Source organism: Cycloclasticus pugetii PS-1 (assembly GCF_000384415.1).
GTDB lineage: Bacteria > Pseudomonadota > Gammaproteobacteria > Methylococcales > Cycloclasticaceae > Cycloclasticus > Cycloclasticus pugetii.
Map to the genome: position 1 here is coordinate 389,931 of NZ_ARVU01000001.1, position 22,971 is coordinate 412,901.

The following is a 22,971-nucleotide window of genomic DNA, read 5'->3' on the forward strand; positions in this document are numbered from 1 at the left end:
GTCTATATTTGGAAACATTGTGGTTAGGGTTTTAACGTTGAGTGTTTATAGTAGTTCTTTCACACCTACTCATATATTTTTAAAATAAATTATGGAAACACAAGTAAATGCATAGTTATACAAAGGTTAACGGGAGGAAAATTCGAATAGCTATTATTGGTTGTGGTCGAATTTCAAAAAATCACTTAACTGCTATTGAAAAGCATTCTTCTGAGATGGAGTTGGTAGCGTTATGTGATACTAATAGTGAAATACTTGAGCAATACATTTCAATATATAAGGTGTGTGGGTATAGCAAAATGGCTGAGTTATTAGAGGTTGAGCAAGTAGATGTTGTTGCTCTTTGTACACCAAGTGGCCTACATGCAGAACAAGCAAAAATAGCAGCTAAATACGGAGTAAATGTAATAACCGAAAAGCCGATGGCAACGCGTTGGCAAGACGGTGTGAGCATGGTAAAGGCTTGTGATCAGGCAGGCGTATATTTATTTGTTGTAAAACAGAACCGTCGGAACTCTACTTTACAGTTGTTGAAGCGAGCCATTGAAGAAAAACGTTTTGGTAAAATCCATATGGTTCATATCAATGTATTTTGGACAAGGCCACAGTCATATTATGACCAAGCAAAATGGCGTGGTACTTGGGAATTTGATGGAGGCGCCTTTATGAACCAGGCCAGTCATTACGTTGACCTTTTTGATTGGTTAATTGGCCCTATCGATAAGGTTCAAGCCATGATGAGCACAACGCGTGATATTGAAGTAGAAGATACCGGTGTGATGAATGTTCGTTGGCGAAGCGGTGCGTTAGGTTCAATGAGTGTCACTATGCTGACATACCCTAAAAACATGGAAGGTTCCATCACTATATTGGGTGAGAAAGGTAGCGTTCGTATTGGTGGAGTGGCTGTGAATGAGATACAACATTGGGAGTTTGATGAGCCTAAAGAGTATGATCAACAAGTAAAAGAGGCTAATTATGACACATCCTCTGTGTATGGTTTTGGCCACCCGCTGTATTACAAAAATGTGGTTGATGTATTACGGGGCATAGAAGAACCAGAGACAGATGGTAGAGAAGGGCTAAAATCGCTTGAGGTGTTGATAGCTGCTTATCTGTCAGCACGGGATGGAAAAACAATCTCGCTACCCTTGGAGTATTAATACATATATGGATATTACAATACACGAAACAGCTATTATCGATACAGGTGCGCAAATAGGTAAAGGCTCACGCATTTGGCACTGGGTACATGTGTGTGGCGGTGCGAAAATTGGAGAAAATGTATCACTTGGGCAAAATGTTTTCGTAGGCAATAAAGTGATTATTGGTAACCATTGTAAGGTTCAAAATAATGTTTCTATTTACGATAATGTCACCTTGGAAGCAGGTGTTTTTTGTGGGCCGAGTATGGTATTTACCAACGTATATAACCCCCGTTCGTTGGTTGAAAGAAAAAATGAGTATTTGGACACACTTGTAAAAAAAGGCGCAACCTTAGGTGCTAATTGCACCATAGTATGTGGTGTAACGATTGGGCAATTCGCCTTTATAGGGGCAGGTTCAGTCATTACCAAAGATATAAAATCTTACGCACTGATGGTAGGCAACCCCGCAAAGCAAATTGGTTGGATGAGCGAATACGGCGAAAGGCTTGATTTACCTCTACATGGTGAAGCTAAAACAACGTGCCCTCATACACAAACGGAGTATCAATTAAATGCCAATAGGGTTAGCGTGGTTAAGGTTGTCGAATGAAAATTGACTTTGCAAACCTTCAGCACCAATACCAGCTGTATAAAAAAGAAATTGATGCGAATATCCAAAAAGTACTTGATAATTCAAATTATATTATGGGTGAAGAGGTGCAACGGCTTGAACGGGAATTAGAGCAATTCACCCAAGCGCAGCATGCTATCACCTGTTCAAGTGGTACAGATGCTTTATTGTTAGCGCTAATGGCAATAGACATACAACCTGATGATGAAGTCATAACAACATCATTCAGTTTTATTGCAACAGCAGAAACAATAGCCTTGATGAAAGCCAAACCTATTTTTGTAGATATAGAGGAAAGCACCTTTAATATTGATGCCAGTAAAATCGAAGAGGCTATTACATCTAAAACAAAAGCGGTTATGCCGGTAAGTCTTTATGGGCAACCAGCCGATATGGACGAAATTAATGCCATCGCAAAAAAACATAATTTAAAGGTTATTATTGATGGAGCGCAGTCATTTGGTGCAACATATAAAGAGCAAGCAGAAGCTCATCATTGCGATATATATACCACTAGTTTTTTCCCCTCTAAACCGCTCGGTTGTTATGGTGATGGGGGCGCGGTTTTCACCAATAATGATGAATACGCCGAAAAAATAAAAATGCTGCGAGTACATGGCCAAAGTGAACGCTATCATCATAAATACATTGGTTTAGGTGCGCGGTTAGATACAATTCAGGCAGCGGTTTTATTGGCCAAGTTGCCCCATTATGCGGATGAAATAAAAGCTCGGCAGGCAGTGGCGCAGAAATATAGTAATAACTTAGAAAGTATCGTGGCGACGCCAAGTGTAAAAGAAGATCGTACTAGTGTTTGGGCGCAATATACCGTACGTGTAAAAAATCGTGAGGAACTACAAAATAAACTAAAAAATGAAGGTGTTCCAACGGCCGTTCACTATCCCCTGCCGCTTCACTTGCAAGCGTGTTTTCAATATCTTAATTTGGAGCGAAATAAGTACCCAGTTGCTGATGAAGTATCAGAAGAAGTTGTTAGCATGCCGATGAATTCATTTATTCAAAATGATGAGGTCATGTACGCTATAAGTAGCGCAATATTGCATGTTAATTTAAGTAGCTGAGGGGGCTAGTTGAAAAAATTCATTTTTGGAAGGTGTTATAAATTTTCTTGTCATGAAGACGTTGAAGACATGTTGGTAGAGACTGTAGGCCTTTATCAAGACATAGATGACGAGCCAGAGGTTTATGTAACGATAAAGATTAATCAAGACTTCGAAGAGAGCTTACTTACTAGAAACCCTGCTATACATGCTAGAACAAATCACGGGATGGTTACTTCATTTGGCAAGCATGTAGTGAATTGGCTTTTTGACGATGATGGATTTTTACACATAGACTTATATTATAACGAACCTAAAGGTTATATAAGCCTAATCAATAAGCTAATATCGATAGAGTACTCTTCAAGAATGGAAAGTTTTTTACAAGTACTATATGAGTTAGTGTTAGTACCTTCGGTGTATTTTTTTAGTGAGAAATCTATGCCGGTTCACGCCGCATCACTTAAAGTTGGGAGCAGGTGTGTTTTGCTTGCAGGCACTGGTGGTGTAGGAAAGTCATCAGCAATGTTAGCGTTAAAAGAAATAGAGGGCGCTGCTTTCATTAGTGATGATATCGTTACGGTTTCAAAAAACAGGAAGGCTTTTGGTAATATGGCTTGGCCAAAAATTTATGGTTATAACTGTGTTGGTAATGATGTCAAAAAAGAACTCCTATCAGGCCGCTCATGGCTGGACAGAATTCAATTTAACTGTCTTAATTACATGAATCCAAGCCGGGTAAGAAGAAAAATATCACCACTTAGGCTTTTCAATGAAGTTTCCACTAGTGGAGCTGAAATTACTGATGTTTTGTATTTATTTCGTGAGAATGTCCATGAGGTGAAAGTTTCAAAAATGCAGTTAGATGAGACAATACTATTAACAATTGAGGTTTTGTTGGCGGAGTATGGAATTTTTCATAATCATCTTTATTGGGAGAAGTATAACTCGATTGCAAGGGGGCTAAGTCCAGTTTTAGATTTAGAAGTGGTTAAAAAAAACTGGGTAGAGGTTCTTTCTCGAGCGTTTAGTGAGGCGCGTATTTTTAAAATATCAATACCATTGGATTATGACCATAAACAGTATATGAAGGAAATAGAAAAGTTATTTTCCAGTGCTTCTTTTTATGAAGAAAAATGAAAAAATGCGTGCTACTCAACAATCTGGGGTATTTTTTAATATAAAAAAAACTTTAAAACGACATGTGTTAAGTATATTGGTTCAGGCCGTAACAATAATAGTTGTCGCTAAGTTTTATGGGCCTGAAGGCAATGGTATATATGCTTTGGTTTTATTGCTTCCTCTTACTTTAGCGGGTTTTTTGAGTCTAGGCTTTGAGTCATCGAATGTTTACTTCCTTAGTCGTAAGCAATTTAATATCAATACCGCCTTTTATTCCAATGTTTTGTTTGGGTTTATTGTTTCAGTTTCTGGGTTAGGTTTGGGAAGTATGGCTCTTGCGGGCAACACTGAACTTTTTTTCCCAAAAATAAATTCCAGTCTACTCTGGGTGTCGTTGATTTCATTTCCAGCAATTTTAATGCAAAAGTTATTAGCTAGTATTTTGCAAGGACTACAAAAATTTGATCAGTTCAATATAGCTCTTTTAGCTTATCCATGTTGTTTGTTTTTGTTTATTATAGTCATAGTTCTTTTTAAGCTTGATAATATTGCTTATTTGATTGCAGCAAGTTCATTTAGTGCTTACATGTCATTGGCTGTAACTTTTTTTTTAGTAAGAGCTAAATTGATTAGTGAAAAACCAGTGAATGTTCGGAAATATATTTTAAGAGCTATCAATTATGGTTATAAGGTACATGCTTCAAATATACTTAGTCATATAAATTATAAAGCTGATTTGTTTCTACTTAATATCTTGATGAACCCCTTATCTGCAGGTGTTTATGTGGTTGCAGTTCAAATTAGCGAAAGGTTATGGTTGGTTTCACAGGCAATCTCAACAGTTCTTTTTCCTAAATTGTCATCGATGTCTGGTGATGAATTTGGTAGAAAAGAAGTAACTGCAGTTTTATTTAGGATTGTGTTTTATATTACGATGATAGGCAGTGTTGTTTTATCGATATCATCCTGGGTGATAGTAGAACTACTTTTTGGAGTTGAATACATTGGCGCAGTTATTCCACTTTTGGTTTTACAGCCAGGGGTGGTTGCGTTAGCAGTTTCAAGATTAATTGCTAACGATACTGCGGCAAGAGGAAGACCGGAGTTGAATGCATACTCTTCAGTTATCGTTGTTGTAGTGAATGTCATAGCGAATATTTTACTAATACCGGTATTTGGTCTAACTGGTGCGGCTCTAGCAACTTCATTAGCATATGTGGCGAACTTGATTTTTCGATTGGCCGTATACAAAATGTTAACTAACTGTGAACTTCGGGTTTTTTGGGTGCCCCAGATGCAAGACTTAATACATCTGAGGTATTTGTTTGGCCCTCAGCCACGAAGTAGCTCTTAAATTTGCTAGATGTCTAAATTATTCTTTCTTACAAGCACCTTTCCTTTTTTACCAGGAGAGCAGTTTATTGAAACTGAAATAAATTACTTAGCTGGTATTGGTTATGAAGTGATTTTGATGCCCTTAAAAAAAGGGCACAAAATAAGAAACTTTCCTAGCAACATTAAGCTAGATTTAAGGTTAGTATGCAGTAGTGAGTTTTCTCTTGTTAAGTTCATTAAGTTATTAGCCTCAAAGTATTTATACTCTGAAGTTTTTTTAAAGCCTAGTACTCTATTTTCAAGAAATAAATTATTAAAGACGCTGCGCTATATTTATGTTGGTGAGAATATTGCTCGGGAATTGGCAAGTTGTTTCGATAACTTGAATAACTCAAAGGTTCTTATTTATAGTTATTGGGCCAATGAAAGTGCTTTTTCTGGGGCTATTCTTAAAAAAAGATTTCCGAGTATTAGAGCTGTAACTAGGTGTCATAGATTCGATTTGTATAGGGAGCGAAACAAAGGTGGTTTTATGCCGTTGGGCATGAGCTTTTTAAAGGAGCTTGATGCCATTTTTCCTTGCTCTTCAGATGGAGCCAAGTACGTTGTTAAAGAATATAATGTGCCGCCTAATAAAGTTATTACTGCACGGCTAGGAACTTTAGATTACGGTCATGGAAAAGGCTTTAATGAAGCTGGGAAGTTTCATATAGTGTCTTGTTCGTATTTGGTACCAGTTAAAAGAGTTCATTTAATTATAGAGGCTTTAATGTTTTTACAAGGTAGTATGAATCTCACATGGACTCATATTGGTGGGGGGAGGCTTGAAAATGATTTGCAAAAGATGGCGCGAAGTAAGCTTGATAAAGTCGAAGTGAAATGGATGGGTGAAATATCTAATCATGAAGTAGTAAATTTTTTTAAGGATGAGAAGGTTGACTGCTTTATCAATGTGAGTTCAAGTGAAGGCATCCCTGTGTCGATCATGGAGGCAACTTCTTTTGGTATTCCTACCGTAGCTTTAAATGTCGGGGGGGTAGGGGAAATAGTTAACGAGAGAAATGGGATGCTATTAGGACAAGTTGCTACACCACGTGAGATTGCAGTAGCAATAACGAGTATTGACAATAAAAACTCTGTTCAATTTCGAAGGCAAGTGAAGGAGGTTTGGGATGAACGATATAATGCAGATAAAAACTATGTTCAATTTCAAGCTATGTTAGCGACGTTTCTTTAAATAGTGGTGTCAAGCGTTGAATGTAATCAAAGTTATAACAATCATAGGGGCAAGGCCCCAATTTATAAAAGCATCTGTAGTATCTCGTGCGTTTAAGCACTGCTGCGAAGATATTGTGGAAGTTCTTGTTCATACCGGCCAACACTACGATGACAATATGTCGAAGGTATTCTTTGATGAGCTAGGTATCTCCAAGCCCGATTACAATTTAGGTGTGGGTGGTGATTCACATGGCCAAAATACAGGCCGTATGATAGAGAAAATCGAAGACTTATTACTGGTTGAAAAGCCGGATTGGGTGTTGGTGTACGGTGATACTGACAGTACATTAGCAGGCGCATTGGCAGCGGTTAAGTTGCATATACCTGTAGTACATATAGAAGCTGGGCTACGATCATTTAATCGGAGTATGCCCGAAGAGGTTAACCGAGTTTTAACAGATCATATCGCAACCTTATTGTTTGCTCCAACTGAGCTTGCGGTGAGTAATCTAGTAAATGAGGGCAATGAGGGCATTGAACGCTCCAAAATTCACCTAGTAGGTGATGTTATGTATGACGCTGCCTTATATTTTTATAAAAAGGCTGAGCAGAAAAGTAAAATTTTAGAGACATTGAAGCTAAGTTCAAAAGAATATGTTTTGGCTACAATACACCGCCAAGAAAACACGGATGATAAGCACCGACTGTCATCTATTATTAATGGTTTGTCGCAATCTTCAGTGCCTGTTATTTTGCCCTTACACCCCAGAACAAAAAAACAATTAAACTTATTTGGTATTAATATTGGAACGCCTATTCAGGTGGTTGAGTCAGTGGGTTATTTGGATATGATAATGCTGGAAAAGAACGCTAGAGCAATAGCAACTGATAGTGGAGGAGTCCAGAAGGAAGCTTATTTTTATCAAGTGTCTTGTGTAACCTTAAGAGAAGAAACCGAATGGGTTGAGTTGGTTGAACAGGGGGTTAACCATTTAGCAGGTTATGATGAGAATATTATTACAAAATCAATGACAGCTAAGTTTCCTCATACATGTAAGAAAGATCTATATGGTGATGGGAGCGCAGCGCACAGAATTGTAAATGAAATCTTATTTACTTATTTAGTGGGTTGAGTTTGCATTGTACTCATCGAAATAGTTAGCGGCTTATTTATGTGTAACTTGGTTTACAGAGTCCATTAAAAGGAGTGGTTCCTTGCATATAATTTATGTTGTGGACGCAGACTTAAGTTCATCGCTTGGGGTGGCTAAGAAAATAGCTTCTCAAATTGAATTATGGAGAAACTATGGGAATACGGTTGAATGCTTCTGTATTAGTGAGAATTGTTATTCAGCCAATATAAAACGAGTAGAGTTTTCAAGGCTAAAAGCAAGGTTTATACCAATGGTGCTAAAGCGATATCTTAACCGAGTTCTCGCGTACAAAAAGATACAGGACTATATTGAAAATACAAAACCAGATTTACTTTATGTTAGGCAAAGCATTTGGGTTCCTCAGTTTGGTAGAATGTTATTGAAGGTACCGAGCGTTATAGAGCTTAATACGAATGACCTTCTAGAAAAGCGTACCTTGGGTTTTCTTTCATGGCTTTATTGCAAGCTAACCCGAGAGTTGCTAATAAGGGCATCGTCAGCTTTTGTTGCTGTTTCGAATGAGATTGCTGAGCCCTATGTTAAATATGGGAAGCCCATTATTACTGTTTCTAATGGGTTTAAAGTATTAGCGACTGAGAATAATCCAATAGACAAAAGAAAACGGGTTCAATTTATTTTTGTGGGCTCACCTAGTCAGTCATGGCAAGGGACTGATAAAGTATTGCGGCTTGCATTGATGTTTCCAGAATTTGATTTTCATGTAGTTGGTGAGGTATTGGATGGGGTATTGGAAAATGTCTTTTATCATGGGTTTAAAACAGGAGATGCACTTTCTGACTTATATTCCAAGATGAACATTGGGATTGGTACTTTAGCGTTACATAGAAAAGGTATGAAAGAGGCTTCACCACTAAAAGTGCGTGAATACTTAGCATATGGGTTACCTGTGATACTAGGTTATAAGGATACTGATGTTGATGGAAAAGATTTCGTGTTAAATATTGGGAATTACGAATTAAATGTTAATGAGAATAAACAGCAAATAACTGACTTTGTTAATGAGTGGTCTGATAGGCGAGTAGATCAAGAACAAGTTATACAGCTCATTGATTGGGAAATGAAAGAGCAGCGAAGATTGAAGTTCTTCGAAAGTATAATCAAAAGTGCACTCTAGGTATTTAAATGATTAAAATACTAAGCCCAATTGCTAGAGGTAATGGTGCGTATATAGTTCATAAAAACATAGAAGACCACGTAAGTGGTTATAAAGTCTTATCATATAGCCCTTGGATTACTTTGTTTCCACCAAGTGTATTTCCAATAGGGCGAAACTTAAAAAACAACATTATTCATACAAGCCCTGACTATGCCTGTTTTAATAAAAAAAAAGGTGTTCCTCTAATTTTGACATTCCATAACTATGTGTTGGATAAGTATATGCGCCCTTATAGTAGTTTTTCTCAGAATATTCACTATCAAGCAAATTTAAAATGGTTTACAAAAAGGTCGGTCAGATATGCGGATGAAATAACAGCAGTAAGTAAATTTACGGCGTTATTGGTCCAGCAAGAATTAGGGATAGAAAAGAATATTAGAGTTATCTACAACGGGGTTGATGAGCGTAAATTTAGACCGGTTAAAGGGGCTCAACATAGGAGCGAAAGCATTAAAGTGCTTTTTAGCGGGAATTTAACGACTAGGAAAGGCGCCCAGTGGTTGTTGCCGATTCTTGAAAGGCTTAATCCAAATGTTGAAATAATGTATACATCTGGTTTACGTGGCTTGGGTGCATTATCGAATCACCCCCGTTTTGTAAATGTAGGAAAGGTTCCTTATGAAGGTATGCCGCATTTATATCAATCAGCAGATCTATTGTTATTTCCGACTGTAAGGGAGGGGCTTCCCCTGGCAGTACTAGAGGCAATGTCATGCGGGCTTCCAGTTGTTGCGACAAATTGTTCATCATTACCCGAACTAATAGACGAAGGGAAAGGTGGGTTTTTATGTAGTTTAGGTGATACCGATGAATTTGCCGAAAAAATTAATTTATTGGCTGAAACTGAGGATTTACGTAAGGAAATGGGTGGGTACAACCGAGTTAAAATTGAAAGGAGTTTTACTCAAGGTCAGATGGTTTTAAAGTATCAGCAATTATTTGATGAAGTAGCTCAAAGAAGCCACTCTTTATAGTTAATGATTGGGAATATTTAGGAATTTGTTTTGGATAGAAATAAAGAAGAGCAAAATATCAAAGAATTCTATGATAGCGTTTATTATAAGGAGATAACTCACAGTGTTAAAGTATCCTCTTACCAGTTACGTCTTGCAAAAAAGCTAGGCGTTGTTGCAAATGATAATGTGCTTGATGTCGCTTGTGGCACAGGTGAATTTTTACGTGCTTGTGGTGTCCTTGGAGCCAAAGTTAGTGGAGTAGACTTATCTGATAAGGCCATTAATTCTTGTAAGGCTGTTTTACCTTATGGTGAATTTCACTCTTGTTCGGCGGAAAGGTTGCCGTTTGAAAATGATAGTTTTGATGTGGTTACTTGCCTAGGTTCACTTGAGCACTTTATTAACCCAGTTGAATCTTTAAAAGAGATGGTTCGTGTTGCGAAACCAACGGCAAAGTTTGTCATTTTAGTTCCGAATAAAGACTTTCTAACCCGTAAATTGAGGTTGTATAGTGGTACGTATCAAGTAGATGCTAAAGAGGAGGTTAGGACGCTTGATGAATGGAATGATTTGTTTATTTCAGCGGGAATTGTTGTTAATCATCGTTGGAAAGATTTACATGTGGTTTCGTTTTCTTGGATTTTGTTAAATGGTTGGAGGTCCATGTTGCCTCGCCTTTTTCAAGCATTAGCCTTATGTGTATGGCCTTTAAAATGGCAGTACCAAGTTTTTCACTTAGCATCTATTAAAAAGTTTTAGAGTAGAATTAAGCTGCTTAACGAGAAGGGTTTGTATTAATAAGGTTTTCTTTGTAACGCATAGCAATTCGTGACCACTCAAAATTCTCAAGGCAGTGTTTGGCGACACGATTACTAATTATTTGTTGGTCTTTTTTTAGTAACGCTTTTTTTTCTAAAATAAGGCTTCTAAATGCATCTGCGTTTAAGGGCTCAACTAACCAGCCATTTTTGTTTTCTTGTATTGCGTCTTGAATACCTTCCAAATTGGATGATATGGACGGTAAGCCGCAAAGGCCGGCCTCTAATTGAGTGATGCCAAAGCCTTCAACATCGTTTTTTATTGGGATGTTTGCTTGTATAAATAAATCGCTGTGGGTGAATAGGGTTTCTTTTAATTGATTATCGACTTCTCCCAATAAATAGACATTGTTGTCTAAGTGTAATTTTTTTATTAAGGAGCTGATCTTATCTTTATTAGGCCCATCACCAGCAATGAGGTAAATGATGTCTTTTGGCAAGTGAACCATGACGTTCTTTATAAACCAGTGAGCGCCTTTTCTTTCTACTAAGCGGCCTAATGAAAGTAATGTAAATTTATTGTCTAAATTTATTTGTAGGCGCTGTTGTAGTTTTCTTTTTGATAGCGGAATGATGGCAGACTTTTCTACACCATTAGGGATGACTGAAATTTTTTCGGCTGGAATACCCGCACTTATAGCGATATCTTTTGTGGAATGGCTGACAGCGATAAAGAAATCAATTTTCCTGAAAAAAAAGCAGATCCAAATTTTTTGATAAACAGGGTTATCCCAAGTAATATCTAGCCCATGTAAAATGCAACTGACGGGCTTATTAGAAAACAACTTAATGAACCAGCCCACAATAGCTGCAACACCATCTCCGAGTAAAACTTGATCTGCTTTTCTTATTTTAATTAAACCGGTAATGATGGCCCACGGTATAAAGAAAGGGAGTGCCTTTTTGCCAAACCGATTAATAATCGTTCGGCATGTTATCAAGTTAGAGAGGTGGCGAGCTAAGGCTTCGTTTTGATTCTCAATGCCACCTATGGTTGGTGGGTGAGCCCTAGATATAAATAGAAGGTTCATTGTGTTCAGAGAAAAGTTACCGATGGCCTTCTTTTTCAGAGTTTCTATAATGTAACGATGATATTTGCTCAGACAATATTCCCATTAAAAAAATAAATACGGAAGCGACGTACAAAAATAAACTGCCATTGCTGAATGTGCCTGAAGATAGATAGCTGTCAATATGATTGATGACCCCGCATAGGAAACAAAAAGCACTAGTGGGTAAAAATAAACGCATGGGTGAGAAAAGTGCGCCAATTTTTAAGATAATAATAAAGAAGCGTAAGCCATCTTTTAGTAGCTTTATTTTGCTTTTGCCTTCACGCTTTCCTGCTTTAATAGGAATATAGGCGACCGGTAAGGCTGAACGGAAGAATGCCATGGTCGAGGTGGTGGGGTATGAGAAGCCATTAGGTAAAAGGTATAAAAACTTTCTGAAATGGTTTGCTCGAACCGCTCTAAAGCCCGACGTGAGGTCTTCTATTTTATGGCCGGTCATAAAAGAAGCCAGTTTATTAAAGACGGCGTTACCTAACAGCCTTTTGGTTGATGCATGAGAGCCTGATTGCCGAGCACCAATAACCATGTCATAACCTTCGGCCAATTTAGATAATAACCGTTGGATATCGTCTGGGTTATGTTGTCCATCAGCATCCATAAAAACAATAATGTCTCCGGAGGCATTTCGTGCGCCCGTTTTAATGGCTGCCCCGTTACCTAACGGGTGGGGGTGGGAGATAACTTTTACGCCATGTTGTTCGCAGATGGCTTTAGAGGCATCTGTTGAGCCATCATCAATAACTAAAATTTCAGCCGTTGGTTGTGCTGATTTTAATTGGGGTAGCAAGGCTTCAAGGTTTTCTGCCTCATTTAAACAGGGCATTACAATGCTGAGAGTAGGTGTGTTTTTTACCATGTTTAAACCGTTAAAATTAATTATAAGTTTAATTGTCTCATATTTTTTATTAGGACGTGCTTTGTCTAAATAGGCAGAAGATTTATGCTTGCTTAGCAAGAGTTCTATTTGACGCTAATTTAATGCCCCTATTCTGGTTTCTTTAATCGTAAGGACTTTAGCAATAAGGTATTAGGGGGTGTTAAAATGTGTTTAATTTATTTGACCTTAGGAGTATTAAATGAAGCAAGATGATGGATTAGCACCTTCTTTTTGGCAAATGGTAGGCAGTACAATGTTGTCATTTTTGGGGGTTTCTAAAGAGTCACGAAGAAGGCGAGATTTTCAATATGGAAACCCTAAGGTGTTTATTGTGACTGGGTTTATCTTGGCCTTGTTGTTTATTTTTGCTGTGTTAGGCGTTGTTAAAATGGTATTGCCTAGCTAAACCGATGAAGAATGACCGGCCTAGCTAGTTAATAAGACAGTTATAGGGTGGCGATCTTCTCTTTTTGATCGTTTAAATTGCTAAGTTTTGAGGTAATATCGAGCTGTTTTGCTCTTTCTTTTTCTATAACGGCAGCGGGTGCTTTGTCGATAAAAGAAGCGTTTGATAATTTACCGCTGATGCGTGATGCCTCTTTTTCAAGCTTTTCAATTTCTTTATTTAAGCGTTCTAGCTCGGCATTTTTATCAATTAGCCCAGCCATTGGTATTAGCACTTGCATATCACCGACTAGAGCAATAGCAGATTGTGGTGCTTCATCTGCTGCGTTTAATGTGGTGATGGATTCTATACGTGCTAGTTTTTCCAATAATAAACGATTATCTGTAAGACGCTGTTGGTCTTGTTCTGAACAGTGGTTTAACAGTACCGGTAATGGCTTACTAGGGGGGATATTCATTTCGCCGCGAATTTGACGAATGCCCATAACGAAATCCATTACCCATTGCATATCACTTTCAGCAGCGGCAGATATTTTACTGTCATCGGGCTTTGGGTAGGCCTGTAGCATAATGGTATCGCCCGTTTTGCCTGCCAGTGGTGCTATTTGCTGCCAAATTTCTTCGGTAATAAATGGCATCAGCGGGTGTAGTAAGCGCAGCACAGTTTCTAGCACACGAATTAAGGTTTGGCGAGTTCCCCGTTTTTGTTCGGCTGAACTATTGTCATCAAGCAAAATTGGTTTTGATAACTCTAAGTACCAATCACAGTATTCATTCCAAAGGAACTCATACAGCGATTGCGCGGCTAAGTCGAAGCGGTATTTTTCGATAGAGGCAATAACGTTGGCTTCGGTTTTTTGTAAACGAGATTTGATCCATTGATCTGGCAAGCTGTAAATACAAGGTTCGTTGGTTAAACCCGTGTCTTCGCCTTCGGTATTCATTAGCACGTAGCGAGTAGCATTCCACAATTTGTTGCAGAAATTACGGTTGCCTTCAATTCGGTTTAAATCGAATCGAATGTCGCGCCCAGTCGAGGCCAGTGAGGCAAAGGTAAAACGTAGTGCATCGGTGCCAAAAGAAGGGATGCCATCGGGGAAGTGCTTACGGGTATCTTTCTCGATTTTAGCAGCCATTTTTGGTTGCATAAGGCCTTTTGTACGCTTTTCAAGTAAGTCATCTAGCGTAATGCCGTCGATTAAATCAATCGGGTCCAGTACGTTACCTTTGGATTTGGACATTTTTTGCCCTTCCGCATCGCGCACTAAGCCGTGAATGTATATTTCTTTAAATGGCACATCGTCCATAAACTTCAAGCCCATCATAATCATTCTGGCGACCCAGAAGAAGATGATGTCGAAACCGGTAACGAGTACACTGGTGGGGTAAAAAGTATCAAGCTCAGGTGTTTTATCGGGCCAGCCAAGGGTAGAGAATGGCCATAATGCGGATGAGAACCAAGTGTCTAATACATCTTCATCTTGTGATAATACAAGGCTATCGGCTAGGTTGTTTTTTTCACGGACTTCGGCTTCATTGCGGCCAACATATATGTTGCCACTCTCATCGTACCAAGCGGGAATTCTATGGCCCCACCAAATTTGACGAGAAATGCACCAGTCCTGAATATCGTTCATCCAGTTGTAATAGGTTTTATCCCAGTTTTCAGGTACAAATTTAATTTTGCCGCTTTTAACCGCTTCAATAGCAGGTTTTGCCAGCGGTTTGGCCTTAACAAACCATTGGTCTGTTAACAAAGGTTCAATGATCACCCCTGACCGATCGCCACGAGGCACCATGAGTTTATGGTCATCAATTTTAGCTAATAAGCCTAAATCATCCAAATCTTGTACGATTTGTTTACGTGCTGCCACGCGATCCAAGCCACGGTATTTTTCTGGCATCTCATCATTGATGCTGGCGTCAACGGTGAAGATGTTGATTAACGGCATATTGTGGCGTTGACCCACCTCATAATCGTTAAAATCGTGAGCAGGGGTTATTTTTACACAGCCAGTGCCAAATTCTGGGTCTACATAATCATCGGCAATAACTGGGATTTCACGTTTACATAAAGGCAACGCGATCATTTTGCCAATAAGGTGTTGGTAGCGTTCGTCAGATGGGTGAACGGCGACACAAACATCGCCTAGCATGGTTTCTGGGCGGGTCGTTGCAACCACAAGTTCACCGCTACCATCGGCTAATGGATAGCGCATATGCCACATATGGCCTTGTTCTTCTTGCGAAATAACTTCAAGGTCGGATACCGCAGTGTGTAATTTAGGGTCCCAGTTAACCAGGCGTTTACCGCGATAAATGAGCCCTTCTTCATGTAGTTTTACAAACACTTCGTTAACCGCTTTAGACAGCCCTTCGTCCATGGTGAAACGCTCGCGCGACCAATCTAGGGAGGTGCCCATGCGGCGTAATTGCTTAGTGATGGTGTTGCCAGATAATTCTTTCCAATCCCAAATGCGCTCAACAAATTCTTCGCGGCCTAAGTCGTGGCGAGTTTTACCTTCTGCGTTTAATTGGCGTTCAACCACCATTTGGGTCGCAATACCGGCATGATCACTACCGGCTTGCCATAGGGTGTTGTGTCCTTGCATACGATGGTAACGCGTTAGTGAATCCATGATCGTGTCTTGGAAAGCATGCCCCATGTGTAAGCTACCGGTAACATTGGGCGGCGGTATCATAATGCAATAGGCGCTATCGCCTCCTTTGGGTTCGAAGTAACCTTGTTCTTCCCATTGGCGATACCAGCGAGATTCTATGTCATGCGGGGCGTATGTCTTATCCATCGTGTGTGTTCGGTGTTGATTTTTAAAGGCGGTATTATAACTTTGTTGGAGAGGGTGGGGTTGTTGGTAAGCAAGTTTTTAGCTTAATGATATTTTACAAGAAGAAGGTTTGTTAGTTTTCCTTAATACGTAATGTTTATAGTTTTTCGCTGTCGCGAGGACGTTCATTTCTTTTGTTCACCCAAAAGTAACGAACCAAAGAAAAGGGTGCCCTAATATCAGTAAATTAACAGTTTTCGGGCTCGCAGGTAAACTCGCTACGCTCAGAGAACCTGCTTACTTATCCGAAAACAGCTAATTTACTTGCGAGATAAAGGGACGGTAAATCTAGAGCCATATCTGAACCGGTCTTGATTTTAATATCCCCTTTTGCTCTCACTGAAAAACTAAGCATTAAAATAGAGCGTTCTAATGTGGCTGTTTGAGCCTGTTTTGTAGGCGAGTTCCACAGTAGCTATTTTAGTGATTGGTTTTGAAGGAACCCTTCAGGGTGAAAGCATTTGGGTGGCATTTTTCTGGTTATTCTTTTGTTGTTACTGACAAAAGAGTAACTCGGCCTTTAGGGCGAAACTTTAACTAGAAATGAACACTCTAGCGACAGCGATAATAAGAATCAAATTTTATGCGTCTGCAGTCGATACCCTCTGCTCTTATAAAACTTAAACCGCTCCCGTCCTGCTTGTTTAATTGATTCATTTTGATTAACAAGCTCAGCAAATCGTTCAAACCGAGCAAAACAATCGGGTGTTTTCTCAGTAAGGTTAATTAGCACGTCGTGAATATCTAACGGGTCACCAGTGTGGTTAATGTACACTGGGTGGTTGGCGCACTTTGTTGGGTCCATAGTATGTGGTACAAAACTGGTGGGCGAGAAGGACCAAAGCAAGTCATCCACTGTCTTGGATTGTTGTTCTGAATCGGTATGAATATACACGCGATGACCCTGTTTGCTAGCTTTTTGAGCTAGCCGACAGGCAAAAAGGTGCTGTGCATCAGGGGTGTCATCTGGCAGTACATAAAAGTCGATTCTGGTCATTTTGTAATGGCTTGTTTAACAGCGATCCAATATAAATTGGCTTAGCATGTGAACAGGGCGACCAGTTGCGCCTTTATCCGTACCCGATTTCCAGGCAGTGCCGGCAATGTCTAAATGAGCCCATTTATAATCTTCGGTAAAGTGTGACAAGAAGCAGGCTGCGGTAATAGTGCCACCAGCAGGGCCACCAATATTAGCGAGATCGGCGAAGTTACTTTTTAGCTGGGGTTTGTATTCATCCCACAGTGGTAATTGCCATGCTTTGTCATTGGCTTTAATGCCAGCGTCTAGCAATTCGTTAGCCAATTTATCGTTATTGCCTAGTAAGCCGGTGGCATGTTTTCCTAACGCGACTACACAAGCGCCAGTTAAGGTAGCAATATCAATGACTACTTCAGGTTTAAATTTAGCAGAGTAGGTGAGTGCGTCACATAAAATTAAACGTCCTTCTGCATCAGTGTTTAAAATTTCAATGGTTAGACCGGCCATGCTGGTAACGATATCACCAGGTTTGTTGGCATCACCATCGGGCAGGTTTTCTGATGATGGAACAACGCCAACTACATTGATGGGTAAATTTAATTCGGCGCACATTTGAATCACGCCGAAGACACTTGCACCACCGCACATATCGTATTTCATTTCATCCATACCGGATGAGGGTTTTATGGAAATTCCACCGGCATCAAAAGTGAGGCCCTTACCAACCAGAACGATGGGTTTTTGAGAACTTGGGCCACCTTTATGTTCCATAGTAATGAGCTTCGCCGGTTGGCGAGAACCCCTAGAAACAGATAATAATGAGCCCATTCCTAGTGCTTCCATTTTGGCTTCATCTAAAATGGTTATTTTAAGCGATGCGTGTTGTTTGCCAAGTTCTTTTGCTGTCTCAGCTAAGTAGCTTGGGGTGCAAATATTACCGGGTAAATTGGCTAATTTTTTTGCGCTGTCAATGCCATTAGCGATACTCGAGGCGGTGTCTGCAGCACTGTTGATCATTTTTGCAGTGTAATCATCGGTATGCCATAGTTGGCATTTTTCTAATATGTTGGCATCGGGCGCGGAGGTTGTGAGCGTATCGGTGTATTGGTAAAGTGCTTCACGAGACTTCAATACTAACTGACGAACTTTCCAGTTGATATCTTTACCGCTAACTTCAACAGCTAATAATGTAGAGCAAACAGCCTTAATCGGTAAGTTTTTAAGCGAGTTGATGCTTTCGCTGATGGCCTTTGTGTAATCTTCCGCTGAGGTGTTGCCTTGCTCGCCAAAACCGACAAGAAGCACACGCTTTATTTTGCTGCTGGCAGGCATTTGAAGTAACAGTGTATTGCCCGCTTTGCCAGAAGCGTCACCTTGTTTTAAAACGGCAGCTATTTGTCCATCATGGGCTTGGTCGAAGTGGGTGGTTATTTCAAGCTGTTTACCTTTACTGAAAACGGGCAAAAGAAGGCAAGGAGTTGAAAGTTTATCGATTGACCCTGTTTTTGAAACGAATTGCATGCGGATACCTCTGAATGATAAGTAATGTTTTTGTTTGGCTTTTCCGTTAGGATACGACACCATAACTCTATGGATTTATGTGCCTAACTATAAGCCAAATACACTGTTGATGTCTGCGTTTAAATTAAAAATTATTGATCGATTGCTAGTGACTCAAATTAGCAAAATGATGTTAGGGGTCATGACGGTGTTGACGGTTATCTTATTGAGTCAGCGATTGGTTCGTTTGTTTTCTAAGGTTACAGCCGGTGAGTTGTCCGCTGATGTTGTGTTGTCATTAGTTGGCTTTAACCTGTTGCTATTGATGATTAAAATTCTACCGGTGGCTTTGTTGTTGTCGATATTACTGGTGTTAGGCCGGATGTATCGAGACCATGAAATGACGGCACTGTTCTCGTCAGGTATAGGCTTAACTCAGATCTATCGTGGAATATTTATTTTTGTTGTCCCTTTATTCGCTTTAACGATATACCTCTCATTAGTAACAGCCCCAACATTAATGCAAGCGATTGAGCGAGTGAAGACAAGCGATCAAGCTAACTTAGATATTCGCGGCATTACGGATGGGCGCTTTAATGAATACAGTCGTGGCGACTTGGTTTTTTATGTTGAAAAAATAACCAGCGACGACAAGATGTTGAACGTATTTATACAAAATCGTCAGCATGGCAAGTTGGGGATTACCTCATCGAAAAGTGGCGAAATAAAGGTGGACCCTGTCACAGGCGATCGTTTTATTATTCTAAAAGACGGTAACCGTTATGAAGGCGTGCCGGGCCAAGCAGATTATAAAATTACCAAATTTAAGGAATACGGTGTTGTAGTGGCGGAAAAGTCGTCAGCACAGGTGTCATTTGGTACCAAAGAAACCTCTACTATTCAGTTGATGGCGATGAAGTCGCCTAGAGCAATCAGTGAACTGCAAAAGCGTTGGTCTGTGCCGTTGGCCTTAATAACATTTGCCTTATTAGCAGTACCCATTAGCCGTGTATCGCCACGTGCAGGAATGTATGGGAATTTATTAACGGCTTTGCTGATCTATATTGTGTTTGAAAACTTCATGAGTTTATCGCACTCGTGGTTAGTAAAAGGGGTAACGGCACCTTGGTTTGGCATATGGTGGGTGCATCTACTGCTAATAGGTGTTACAGCAATTATGGTGGTTAATATGCACGGTGTTAGCTATGTTAAAAAGAAAGTGATGTTTAAAAGATGAAGGTCGTTAATAAATACATAGCCGTAGAAATGTTAAAAAGCACGGCGGTGGCGGTGCTTTTTTTGTTATCACTGGTATTGGTCATTACGTTTGCCGATGAGCTAGACGATATGGGCAAAGGTCAATATGGTTTAGTTGAGATTTTTAAGTACTTGGCATTAATTGCACCGCGTAATTTTTATGAATTACTGCCTTCGGCGGCTCTGTTGGGCGCTTTGATTACCTTAGGTGGAATGGCCAATAATTATGAATTAACCGCTATGCGAGCGGCAGGGATTAGTCGTTGGCAAATTATTTTTTCTGCATTGCGTGTCGGCATGATATTGATGGTAGTTTCTTTACTGGTTAGCGAAGGGGTGGCACCGGTATCTGAACAAGCGGCTCAAATGCTAAAGTTTACGGCTAAAAATGAACAAGTAGCGTTGAGAACGAAATATGGCTTTTGGACGCGAGATGGTGATACGTATTTAAATATCCGTGAAATTTTAAACTCAGCTGAACTCAAAGACGTCAGTATTTATGAAATGACGGATATGAACGAGCTAAAGTATGCAACGCATGCAAAGACCGCTAGTTTTATTGATAATAAGTGGGAGTTAAGCGGCGTTGAGCAAACCACCATTAATGATGCCGGTGTAAAAGTTGCCTTGTCTGATTCGGCAAAATTAGACTCGTTATTAGACCCTGGTTTGCTTGATGTTATTGTTGTTAAACCAGAGCGTTTATCTATCATGGGCTTAGCCAGTTATATCAACTTTTTAGACAATAACGGGCAAGATGCTACGCATTTTATTGTTGCGATGACCAGTAAATTAATTCGGCCTTTTGTAATTCTGGTTATGCTCTTGATTGCCATCCCGATGGTGTTAGGGGTAAAGCGAGCAGGTAGTACTGGCACGCGAATTTTAATCGGTGCGTTAATTGGAATAGGGTTTAATTTGGTTGATAGACTGTTTGGAAATATTGGGGTGTTGTACGGTTTAAACCCAGTTATCGCTGCATCGCTGCCGTTTTTCTTGGCATTATGTATATCAGCCTTCACCATCCGGCGAATGGGCTGAAGGCTCCTTTTCTACCCAAATTAAACGACTATTTGAGGCGATGTCATGCCAGCTCAGCCGATCTTTATTGACGAGTATCCACAAAACACCAAGGCCAAGAACCCCCCAAGACAGAATGGCCATTGTGAAACGTATCAAGGCTTGTCGCCAGCTAATATTTTGGCCTTTGTTATTAGCTATTTTTAACTTCCAGGCGAGCAACCCCAGCGTTTGACCACTTTTAGTCCAAAACCAGCCATAAAATAAGAAGCTGACCGACAAGAGGTACAGCGAATATAGCCATGAGTTTGGTTGAAATAAATGACTATCTTGAAAGGGAAGCAATACTAATGTCGCTAAAAATAAGATGGCAATCAGTAATAGCGCATCATAAATGATGATCGCTAACCGTCTTAGCAGACCAGGTGGCTTTGTTAAATCAGGCATGGGGTGTTATATAGATTGGTTACAGTAGTTTGGGTGCCCTAAGTTCGGCTTGAAGTTGATTAATACGGTTTTCAATTTGGCTGCTTAAGTAAAAATTATTATTAGCGGCTCGTAAGGCTTGTTCAAGCTGGATAATAGCGTCTTTGGTTAACCCAAGCGAGTAAAAGTACTCAGCCTTATATTGGAAACCTCGTACTGGGTTGTTAACCTGGCCGTAAGCGATGGAAAGGAGGTCGTACACATTGGGTGTCGGTTCGTAATTTTGTAGGTCCTCATTGAGGTTCGTTAAGGCCTGTTGCGGTTTACCATTGTGTAATAGAACCATGGCATATAATAAATTAACCGCGCGGCTTTGAGGGAATCGTTGTTTGCCCTGATCAAGTAACGCCAAGGATTGCTGCGGCTTATTGTCACGGTATTCATTCAGAGCGAGGGCCGTTAAATAATGGAGTTGGGTGGGGTTTTGCTCTGTCAGCGTAGAGAGAATGTCGCGTGCTTTTTCAAATTGCCTATCCTTCATTAAGGCGAGTGCAAGGCCATAACGAGCCGCCTCTTTAATTTTTGTAATGCCTTGTGATGATTCATCCTTTAAGGCGTTTATTAACTCGCCGGTTAAGTTTTGTGGGTGTTTGTTAACGCGAATTTTCATTCGAATTAAACGAAAATCTTGGGAGTCCTCAACTTGTTTATAAGGGAATTTTTCCGCACGTGCAGCGGTGTCCGAGATACGCGAAGCGGGCGCTGGGTGAGTGAGCAGAATTTCAGGAATTTTTTGACCGTATTGGGTGGTCGCCGTTTGAAGTCGACCAAAGAAAATCGGCATGCTTCTAGGGTCAAAGCCAGCAGCGGCAAGGTTTTGTACACCTACTCGGTCGGCTTCAGCTTCATGACTTCGCGTAAAATTAATTTGTTGTTGCACTTGCCCAGCTTGTACCGCCAAAACAGCGGCTGGGCCAACACCTGGAACAGTTACGCCTAAAACGACGGCGGCAAGCATAGCCGCTGCGCTGGGCATCGACATTTGACTGGCTGATTCAATAGCGCGCTGTAAATGCTGTTGGGTAACGTGGCCAATTTCATGAGCAACGACTGACGCTAATTCGCTTTCAGATTCAGCCGCTAAAATAAGTCCAGTGTTTAGTCCGATATTAGCATCGGGGCCTGCAAACGCATTGATTCGATCATCTTGCACGACAAAGAAATTAAATTGTCGGTCAGGTTGTTCGCTGAATTTTGCGACCCTGTCACCAAGTTGTTGTGCGTAGTCATTGATTTCTTGGTCGTTACTGAGTGGAACCCTTAGTCGAATGCTCCTAAGGAATGCTTTACCAAGTTTCTTTTCAAGTTCACCTGAAATGATGATATTTGATGTATTACCAATGTCGGGTAATTTAATTCGGTCATTAGCTTGGCTATTTTTAGACCAAACAAAGGCGCTACTCGCAATAATGCATGTAAAACTTGAGGCGATTAGTACGGTAAGAAAACGACGCATGATATTATGATATTTGTTCATAAGCCGTTTTAGTGTAATTGAGTTTAAATGCAAGTTAAATGAAAATCTCTATTCAGATCAATGCAAGTCCCTACCAATATCAAGCAGCGGATACGGCGTGGCACTTTATTGAAGCGGCGATTGCCAGTGGGCATGACATATACCGGGTGTTTTTTTACCATGATGGCATTTTTAATGCCTGCCGTGATTCACGCCCACCGGGTGATGAAAGGGATATTGTAAAAAGGTGGACGGCCTTACAAGCAGAAAAAGGTGTGGATTTAGTAGTGTGCGTTTCATCAGCGCAGCGAAGAGGGTTGCTTGAAAAAACTGTCGCTCACAAAGTATCGGGTTACGAAAATGCCTTGGCGGATGGGTTTCGAATTGCAGGGTTAGGTTTGTTAATGGAGTCGGTTATTGAGTCGGACCGTCATGTTACTTTTGGGGCTTGA

The 22,971-nt window shown here is 40.2% G+C and carries 21 protein-coding genes; 14 read left to right on the plus strand and 7 right to left on the minus strand.

The genetic code is table 11. From position 1 onward, the window contains the following. The first annotated feature begins 107 nt into the window (after positions 1 to 107). The 10 genes from CYCPU_RS0101930 to CYCPU_RS0101975 all read left to right on the plus strand — a co-directional run bounded on the left by CYCPU_RS0101930 (position 108) and on the right by CYCPU_RS0101975 (position 10,561). Positions 108 to 1,163, plus strand: coding sequence for a Gfo/Idh/MocA family protein (locus CYCPU_RS0101930; protein WP_020161779.1), 1,056 nt, complete (start codon positions 108 to 110; stop codon positions 1,161 to 1,163). A 7-nt stretch (positions 1,164 to 1,170) separates the two neighbouring features. Further along, positions 1,171 to 1,758 carry an acyltransferase gene (locus CYCPU_RS0101935; protein ID WP_156815267.1) on the plus strand — a complete coding sequence of 196 codons (588 nt, stop codon included), beginning with the start codon at positions 1,171 to 1,173 and terminating at the stop codon, positions 1,756 to 1,758. Then, positions 1,755 to 2,861, plus strand: a complete 1,107-nt coding sequence (locus tag CYCPU_RS0101940) for a DegT/DnrJ/EryC1/StrS family aminotransferase (RefSeq protein ID WP_020161781.1) — start codon at positions 1,755 to 1,757, stop codon at positions 2,859 to 2,861. The genes CYCPU_RS0101935 and CYCPU_RS0101940 overlap by 4 nt, the downstream gene beginning before the upstream one ends. 9 nt (positions 2,862 to 2,870) lie before the next feature. After that, complete coding sequence (locus CYCPU_RS0101945; protein WP_020161782.1) at positions 2,871 to 3,980, plus strand: phosphoenolpyruvate carboxykinase (ATP); 1,110 nt, start codon at positions 2,871 to 2,873, stop codon at positions 3,978 to 3,980. After that, positions 3,967 to 5,316 (plus strand): oligosaccharide flippase family protein, encoded by a 1,350-nt coding sequence (locus tag CYCPU_RS0101950; protein WP_020161783.1) that lies wholly within the window; start codon positions 3,967 to 3,969, stop codon positions 5,314 to 5,316. The genes CYCPU_RS0101945 and CYCPU_RS0101950 overlap by 14 nt, the downstream gene beginning before the upstream one ends. 9 nt (positions 5,317 to 5,325) lie before the next feature. Beyond that, positions 5,326 to 6,534 (plus strand): glycosyltransferase, encoded by a 1,209-nt coding sequence (locus tag CYCPU_RS0101955; RefSeq protein ID WP_020161784.1) that lies wholly within the window; start codon positions 5,326 to 5,328, stop codon positions 6,532 to 6,534. A 16-nt stretch (positions 6,535 to 6,550) separates the two neighbouring features. Then, the gene (wecB, locus tag CYCPU_RS0101960; RefSeq protein ID WP_020161785.1) at positions 6,551 to 7,648 is read left to right on the plus strand and encodes a non-hydrolyzing UDP-N-acetylglucosamine 2-epimerase; all 1,098 of its coding nucleotides are present in this window, start codon (positions 6,551 to 6,553) and stop codon (positions 7,646 to 7,648) included. Positions 7,649 to 7,730: 82 nt separating this feature from the next. Further along, positions 7,731 to 8,804 carry a glycosyltransferase gene (locus tag CYCPU_RS0101965; RefSeq protein WP_020161786.1) on the plus strand — a complete coding sequence of 358 codons (1,074 nt, stop codon included), beginning with the start codon at positions 7,731 to 7,733 and terminating at the stop codon, positions 8,802 to 8,804. An 8-nt stretch (positions 8,805 to 8,812) separates the two neighbouring features. Next, positions 8,813 to 9,820 carry a glycosyltransferase family 4 protein gene (locus CYCPU_RS0101970; RefSeq protein ID WP_020161787.1) on the plus strand — a complete coding sequence of 336 codons (1,008 nt, stop codon included), beginning with the start codon at positions 8,813 to 8,815 and terminating at the stop codon, positions 9,818 to 9,820. 30 nt (positions 9,821 to 9,850) lie between these two features. Further along, positions 9,851 to 10,561 carry a class I SAM-dependent methyltransferase gene (locus tag CYCPU_RS0101975; RefSeq protein WP_020161788.1) on the plus strand — a complete coding sequence of 237 codons (711 nt, stop codon included), beginning with the start codon at positions 9,851 to 9,853 and terminating at the stop codon, positions 10,559 to 10,561. A 16-nt stretch (positions 10,562 to 10,577) separates the two neighbouring features. Here the strand turns inward: CYCPU_RS0101975 and CYCPU_RS0101980 are convergent, their stop codons facing one another. Both CYCPU_RS0101980 and CYCPU_RS0101985 read right to left on the minus strand, forming a co-directional pair. Continuing rightward, positions 10,578 to 11,651, minus strand: coding sequence for a glycosyltransferase family 4 protein (locus CYCPU_RS0101980; RefSeq protein WP_020161789.1), 1,074 nt, complete (start codon positions 11,649 to 11,651; stop codon positions 10,578 to 10,580). Positions 11,652 to 11,667: 16 nt separating this feature from the next. Then, the gene (locus CYCPU_RS0101985; RefSeq protein WP_033422315.1) at positions 11,668 to 12,549 is read right to left on the minus strand and encodes a glycosyltransferase family 2 protein; all 882 of its coding nucleotides are present in this window, start codon (positions 12,547 to 12,549) and stop codon (positions 11,668 to 11,670) included. Positions 12,550 to 12,769: 220 nt separating this feature from the next. Between CYCPU_RS0101985 and CYCPU_RS0101990 the strand changes: the two genes are divergently transcribed. Beyond that, positions 12,770 to 12,976, plus strand: a complete 207-nt coding sequence (locus tag CYCPU_RS0101990) for a DUF2970 domain-containing protein (protein ID WP_015005207.1) — start codon at positions 12,770 to 12,772, stop codon at positions 12,974 to 12,976. Positions 12,977 to 13,016: 40 nt separating this feature from the next. Here the strand turns inward: CYCPU_RS0101990 and CYCPU_RS0101995 are convergent, their stop codons facing one another. The 3 genes from CYCPU_RS0101995 to CYCPU_RS0102005 form a co-directional block, all read right to left on the minus strand. Continuing rightward, complete coding sequence (locus CYCPU_RS0101995) at positions 13,017 to 15,782, minus strand: valine--tRNA ligase (protein WP_020161791.1); 2,766 nt, start codon at positions 15,780 to 15,782, stop codon at positions 13,017 to 13,019. 613 nt (positions 15,783 to 16,395) lie between these two features. After that, on the minus strand, positions 16,396 to 16,818 hold the full coding sequence (locus CYCPU_RS0102000) for a DNA polymerase III subunit chi (RefSeq protein ID WP_020161792.1): 423 nt from the start codon (positions 16,816 to 16,818) through the stop codon (positions 16,396 to 16,398). A 15-nt stretch (positions 16,819 to 16,833) separates the two neighbouring features. After that, positions 16,834 to 18,321 (minus strand): leucyl aminopeptidase, encoded by a 1,488-nt coding sequence (locus CYCPU_RS0102005; protein WP_020161793.1) that lies wholly within the window; start codon positions 18,319 to 18,321, stop codon positions 16,834 to 16,836. Positions 18,322 to 18,400: 79 nt separating this feature from the next. On the opposite strand from CYCPU_RS0102005, the gene lptF reads away from it, so the two are divergent. Together lptF and lptG are read left to right on the plus strand one after the other, a co-directional pair. After that, positions 18,401 to 19,537 carry an LPS export ABC transporter permease LptF gene (lptF, locus tag CYCPU_RS0102010; protein WP_156815268.1) on the plus strand — a complete coding sequence of 379 codons (1,137 nt, stop codon included), beginning with the start codon at positions 18,401 to 18,403 and terminating at the stop codon, positions 19,535 to 19,537. Next, entirely contained in the window at positions 19,534 to 20,598 is a 1,065-nt protein-coding gene (lptG, locus tag CYCPU_RS0102015; protein WP_020161795.1) for an LPS export ABC transporter permease LptG, read from the plus strand. Before lptF ends, lptG begins: the two co-directional genes overlap by 4 nt. On the opposite strand, the gene CYCPU_RS0102020 is transcribed toward lptG, so the two are convergent. Together CYCPU_RS0102020 and CYCPU_RS0102025 are read right to left on the minus strand one after the other, a co-directional pair. Then, complete coding sequence (locus CYCPU_RS0102020) at positions 20,569 to 21,024, minus strand: RDD family protein (RefSeq protein WP_020161796.1); 456 nt, start codon at positions 21,022 to 21,024, stop codon at positions 20,569 to 20,571. The genes lptG and CYCPU_RS0102020 overlap by 30 nt on opposite strands. A 19-nt stretch (positions 21,025 to 21,043) precedes the next feature. Further along, positions 21,044 to 22,540, minus strand: coding sequence for a M48 family metalloprotease (locus tag CYCPU_RS0102025; protein WP_232228538.1), 1,497 nt, complete (start codon positions 22,538 to 22,540; stop codon positions 21,044 to 21,046). A 38-nt stretch (positions 22,541 to 22,578) separates the two neighbouring features. On the opposite strand from CYCPU_RS0102025, the gene tusD reads away from it, so the two are divergent. Beyond that, positions 22,579 to 22,971, plus strand: a complete 393-nt coding sequence (gene tusD, locus CYCPU_RS0102030; protein ID WP_020161797.1) for a sulfurtransferase complex subunit TusD — start codon at positions 22,579 to 22,581, stop codon at positions 22,969 to 22,971.

Coding starts and splice junctions, on each gene's coding strand:
- CYCPU_RS0101930 (WP_020161779.1), top strand. CDS start 108: ATGCATAGTTATACAAAGGTTAACGGGAGGAAAATTCGAATAGCTATT.
- CYCPU_RS0101935 (WP_156815267.1), top strand. CDS start 1,171: ATGGATATTACAATACACGAAACAGCTATTATCGATACAGGTGCGCAA.
- CYCPU_RS0101940 (WP_020161781.1), top strand. CDS start 1,755: ATGAAAATTGACTTTGCAAACCTTCAGCACCAATACCAGCTGTATAAA.
- CYCPU_RS0101950 (WP_020161783.1), top strand. CDS start 3,967: ATGAAGAAAAATGAAAAAATGCGTGCTACTCAACAATCTGGGGTATTT.
- CYCPU_RS0101955 (WP_020161784.1), top strand. CDS start 5,326: ATGTCTAAATTATTCTTTCTTACAAGCACCTTTCCTTTTTTACCAGGA.
- CYCPU_RS0101970 (WP_020161787.1), top strand. CDS start 8,813: ATGATTAAAATACTAAGCCCAATTGCTAGAGGTAATGGTGCGTATATA.
- CYCPU_RS0101980 (WP_020161789.1), bottom strand. CDS start 11,651: ATGAACCTTCTATTTATATCTAGGGCTCACCCACCAACCATAGGTGGC.
- CYCPU_RS0101985 (WP_033422315.1), bottom strand. CDS start 12,549: ATGGTAAAAAACACACCTACTCTCAGCATTGTAATGCCCTGTTTAAAT.
- CYCPU_RS0101990 (WP_015005207.1), top strand. CDS start 12,770: ATGAAGCAAGATGATGGATTAGCACCTTCTTTTTGGCAAATGGTAGGC.
- CYCPU_RS0101995 (WP_020161791.1), bottom strand. CDS start 15,782: ATGGATAAGACATACGCCCCGCATGACATAGAATCTCGCTGGTATCGC.
- CYCPU_RS0102000 (WP_020161792.1), bottom strand. CDS start 16,818: ATGACCAGAATCGACTTTTATGTACTGCCAGATGACACCCCTGATGCA.
- CYCPU_RS0102005 (WP_020161793.1), bottom strand. CDS start 18,321: ATGCAATTCGTTTCAAAAACAGGGTCAATCGATAAACTTTCAACTCCT.
- lptG (WP_020161795.1), top strand. CDS start 19,534: ATGAAGGTCGTTAATAAATACATAGCCGTAGAAATGTTAAAAAGCACG.
- CYCPU_RS0102020 (WP_020161796.1), bottom strand. CDS start 21,024: ATGCCTGATTTAACAAAGCCACCTGGTCTGCTAAGACGGTTAGCGATC.
- CYCPU_RS0102025 (WP_232228538.1), bottom strand. CDS start 22,540: ATGAACAAATATCATAATATCATGCGTCGTTTTCTTACCGTACTAATC.
- tusD (WP_020161797.1), top strand. CDS start 22,579: ATGAAAATCTCTATTCAGATCAATGCAAGTCCCTACCAATATCAAGCA.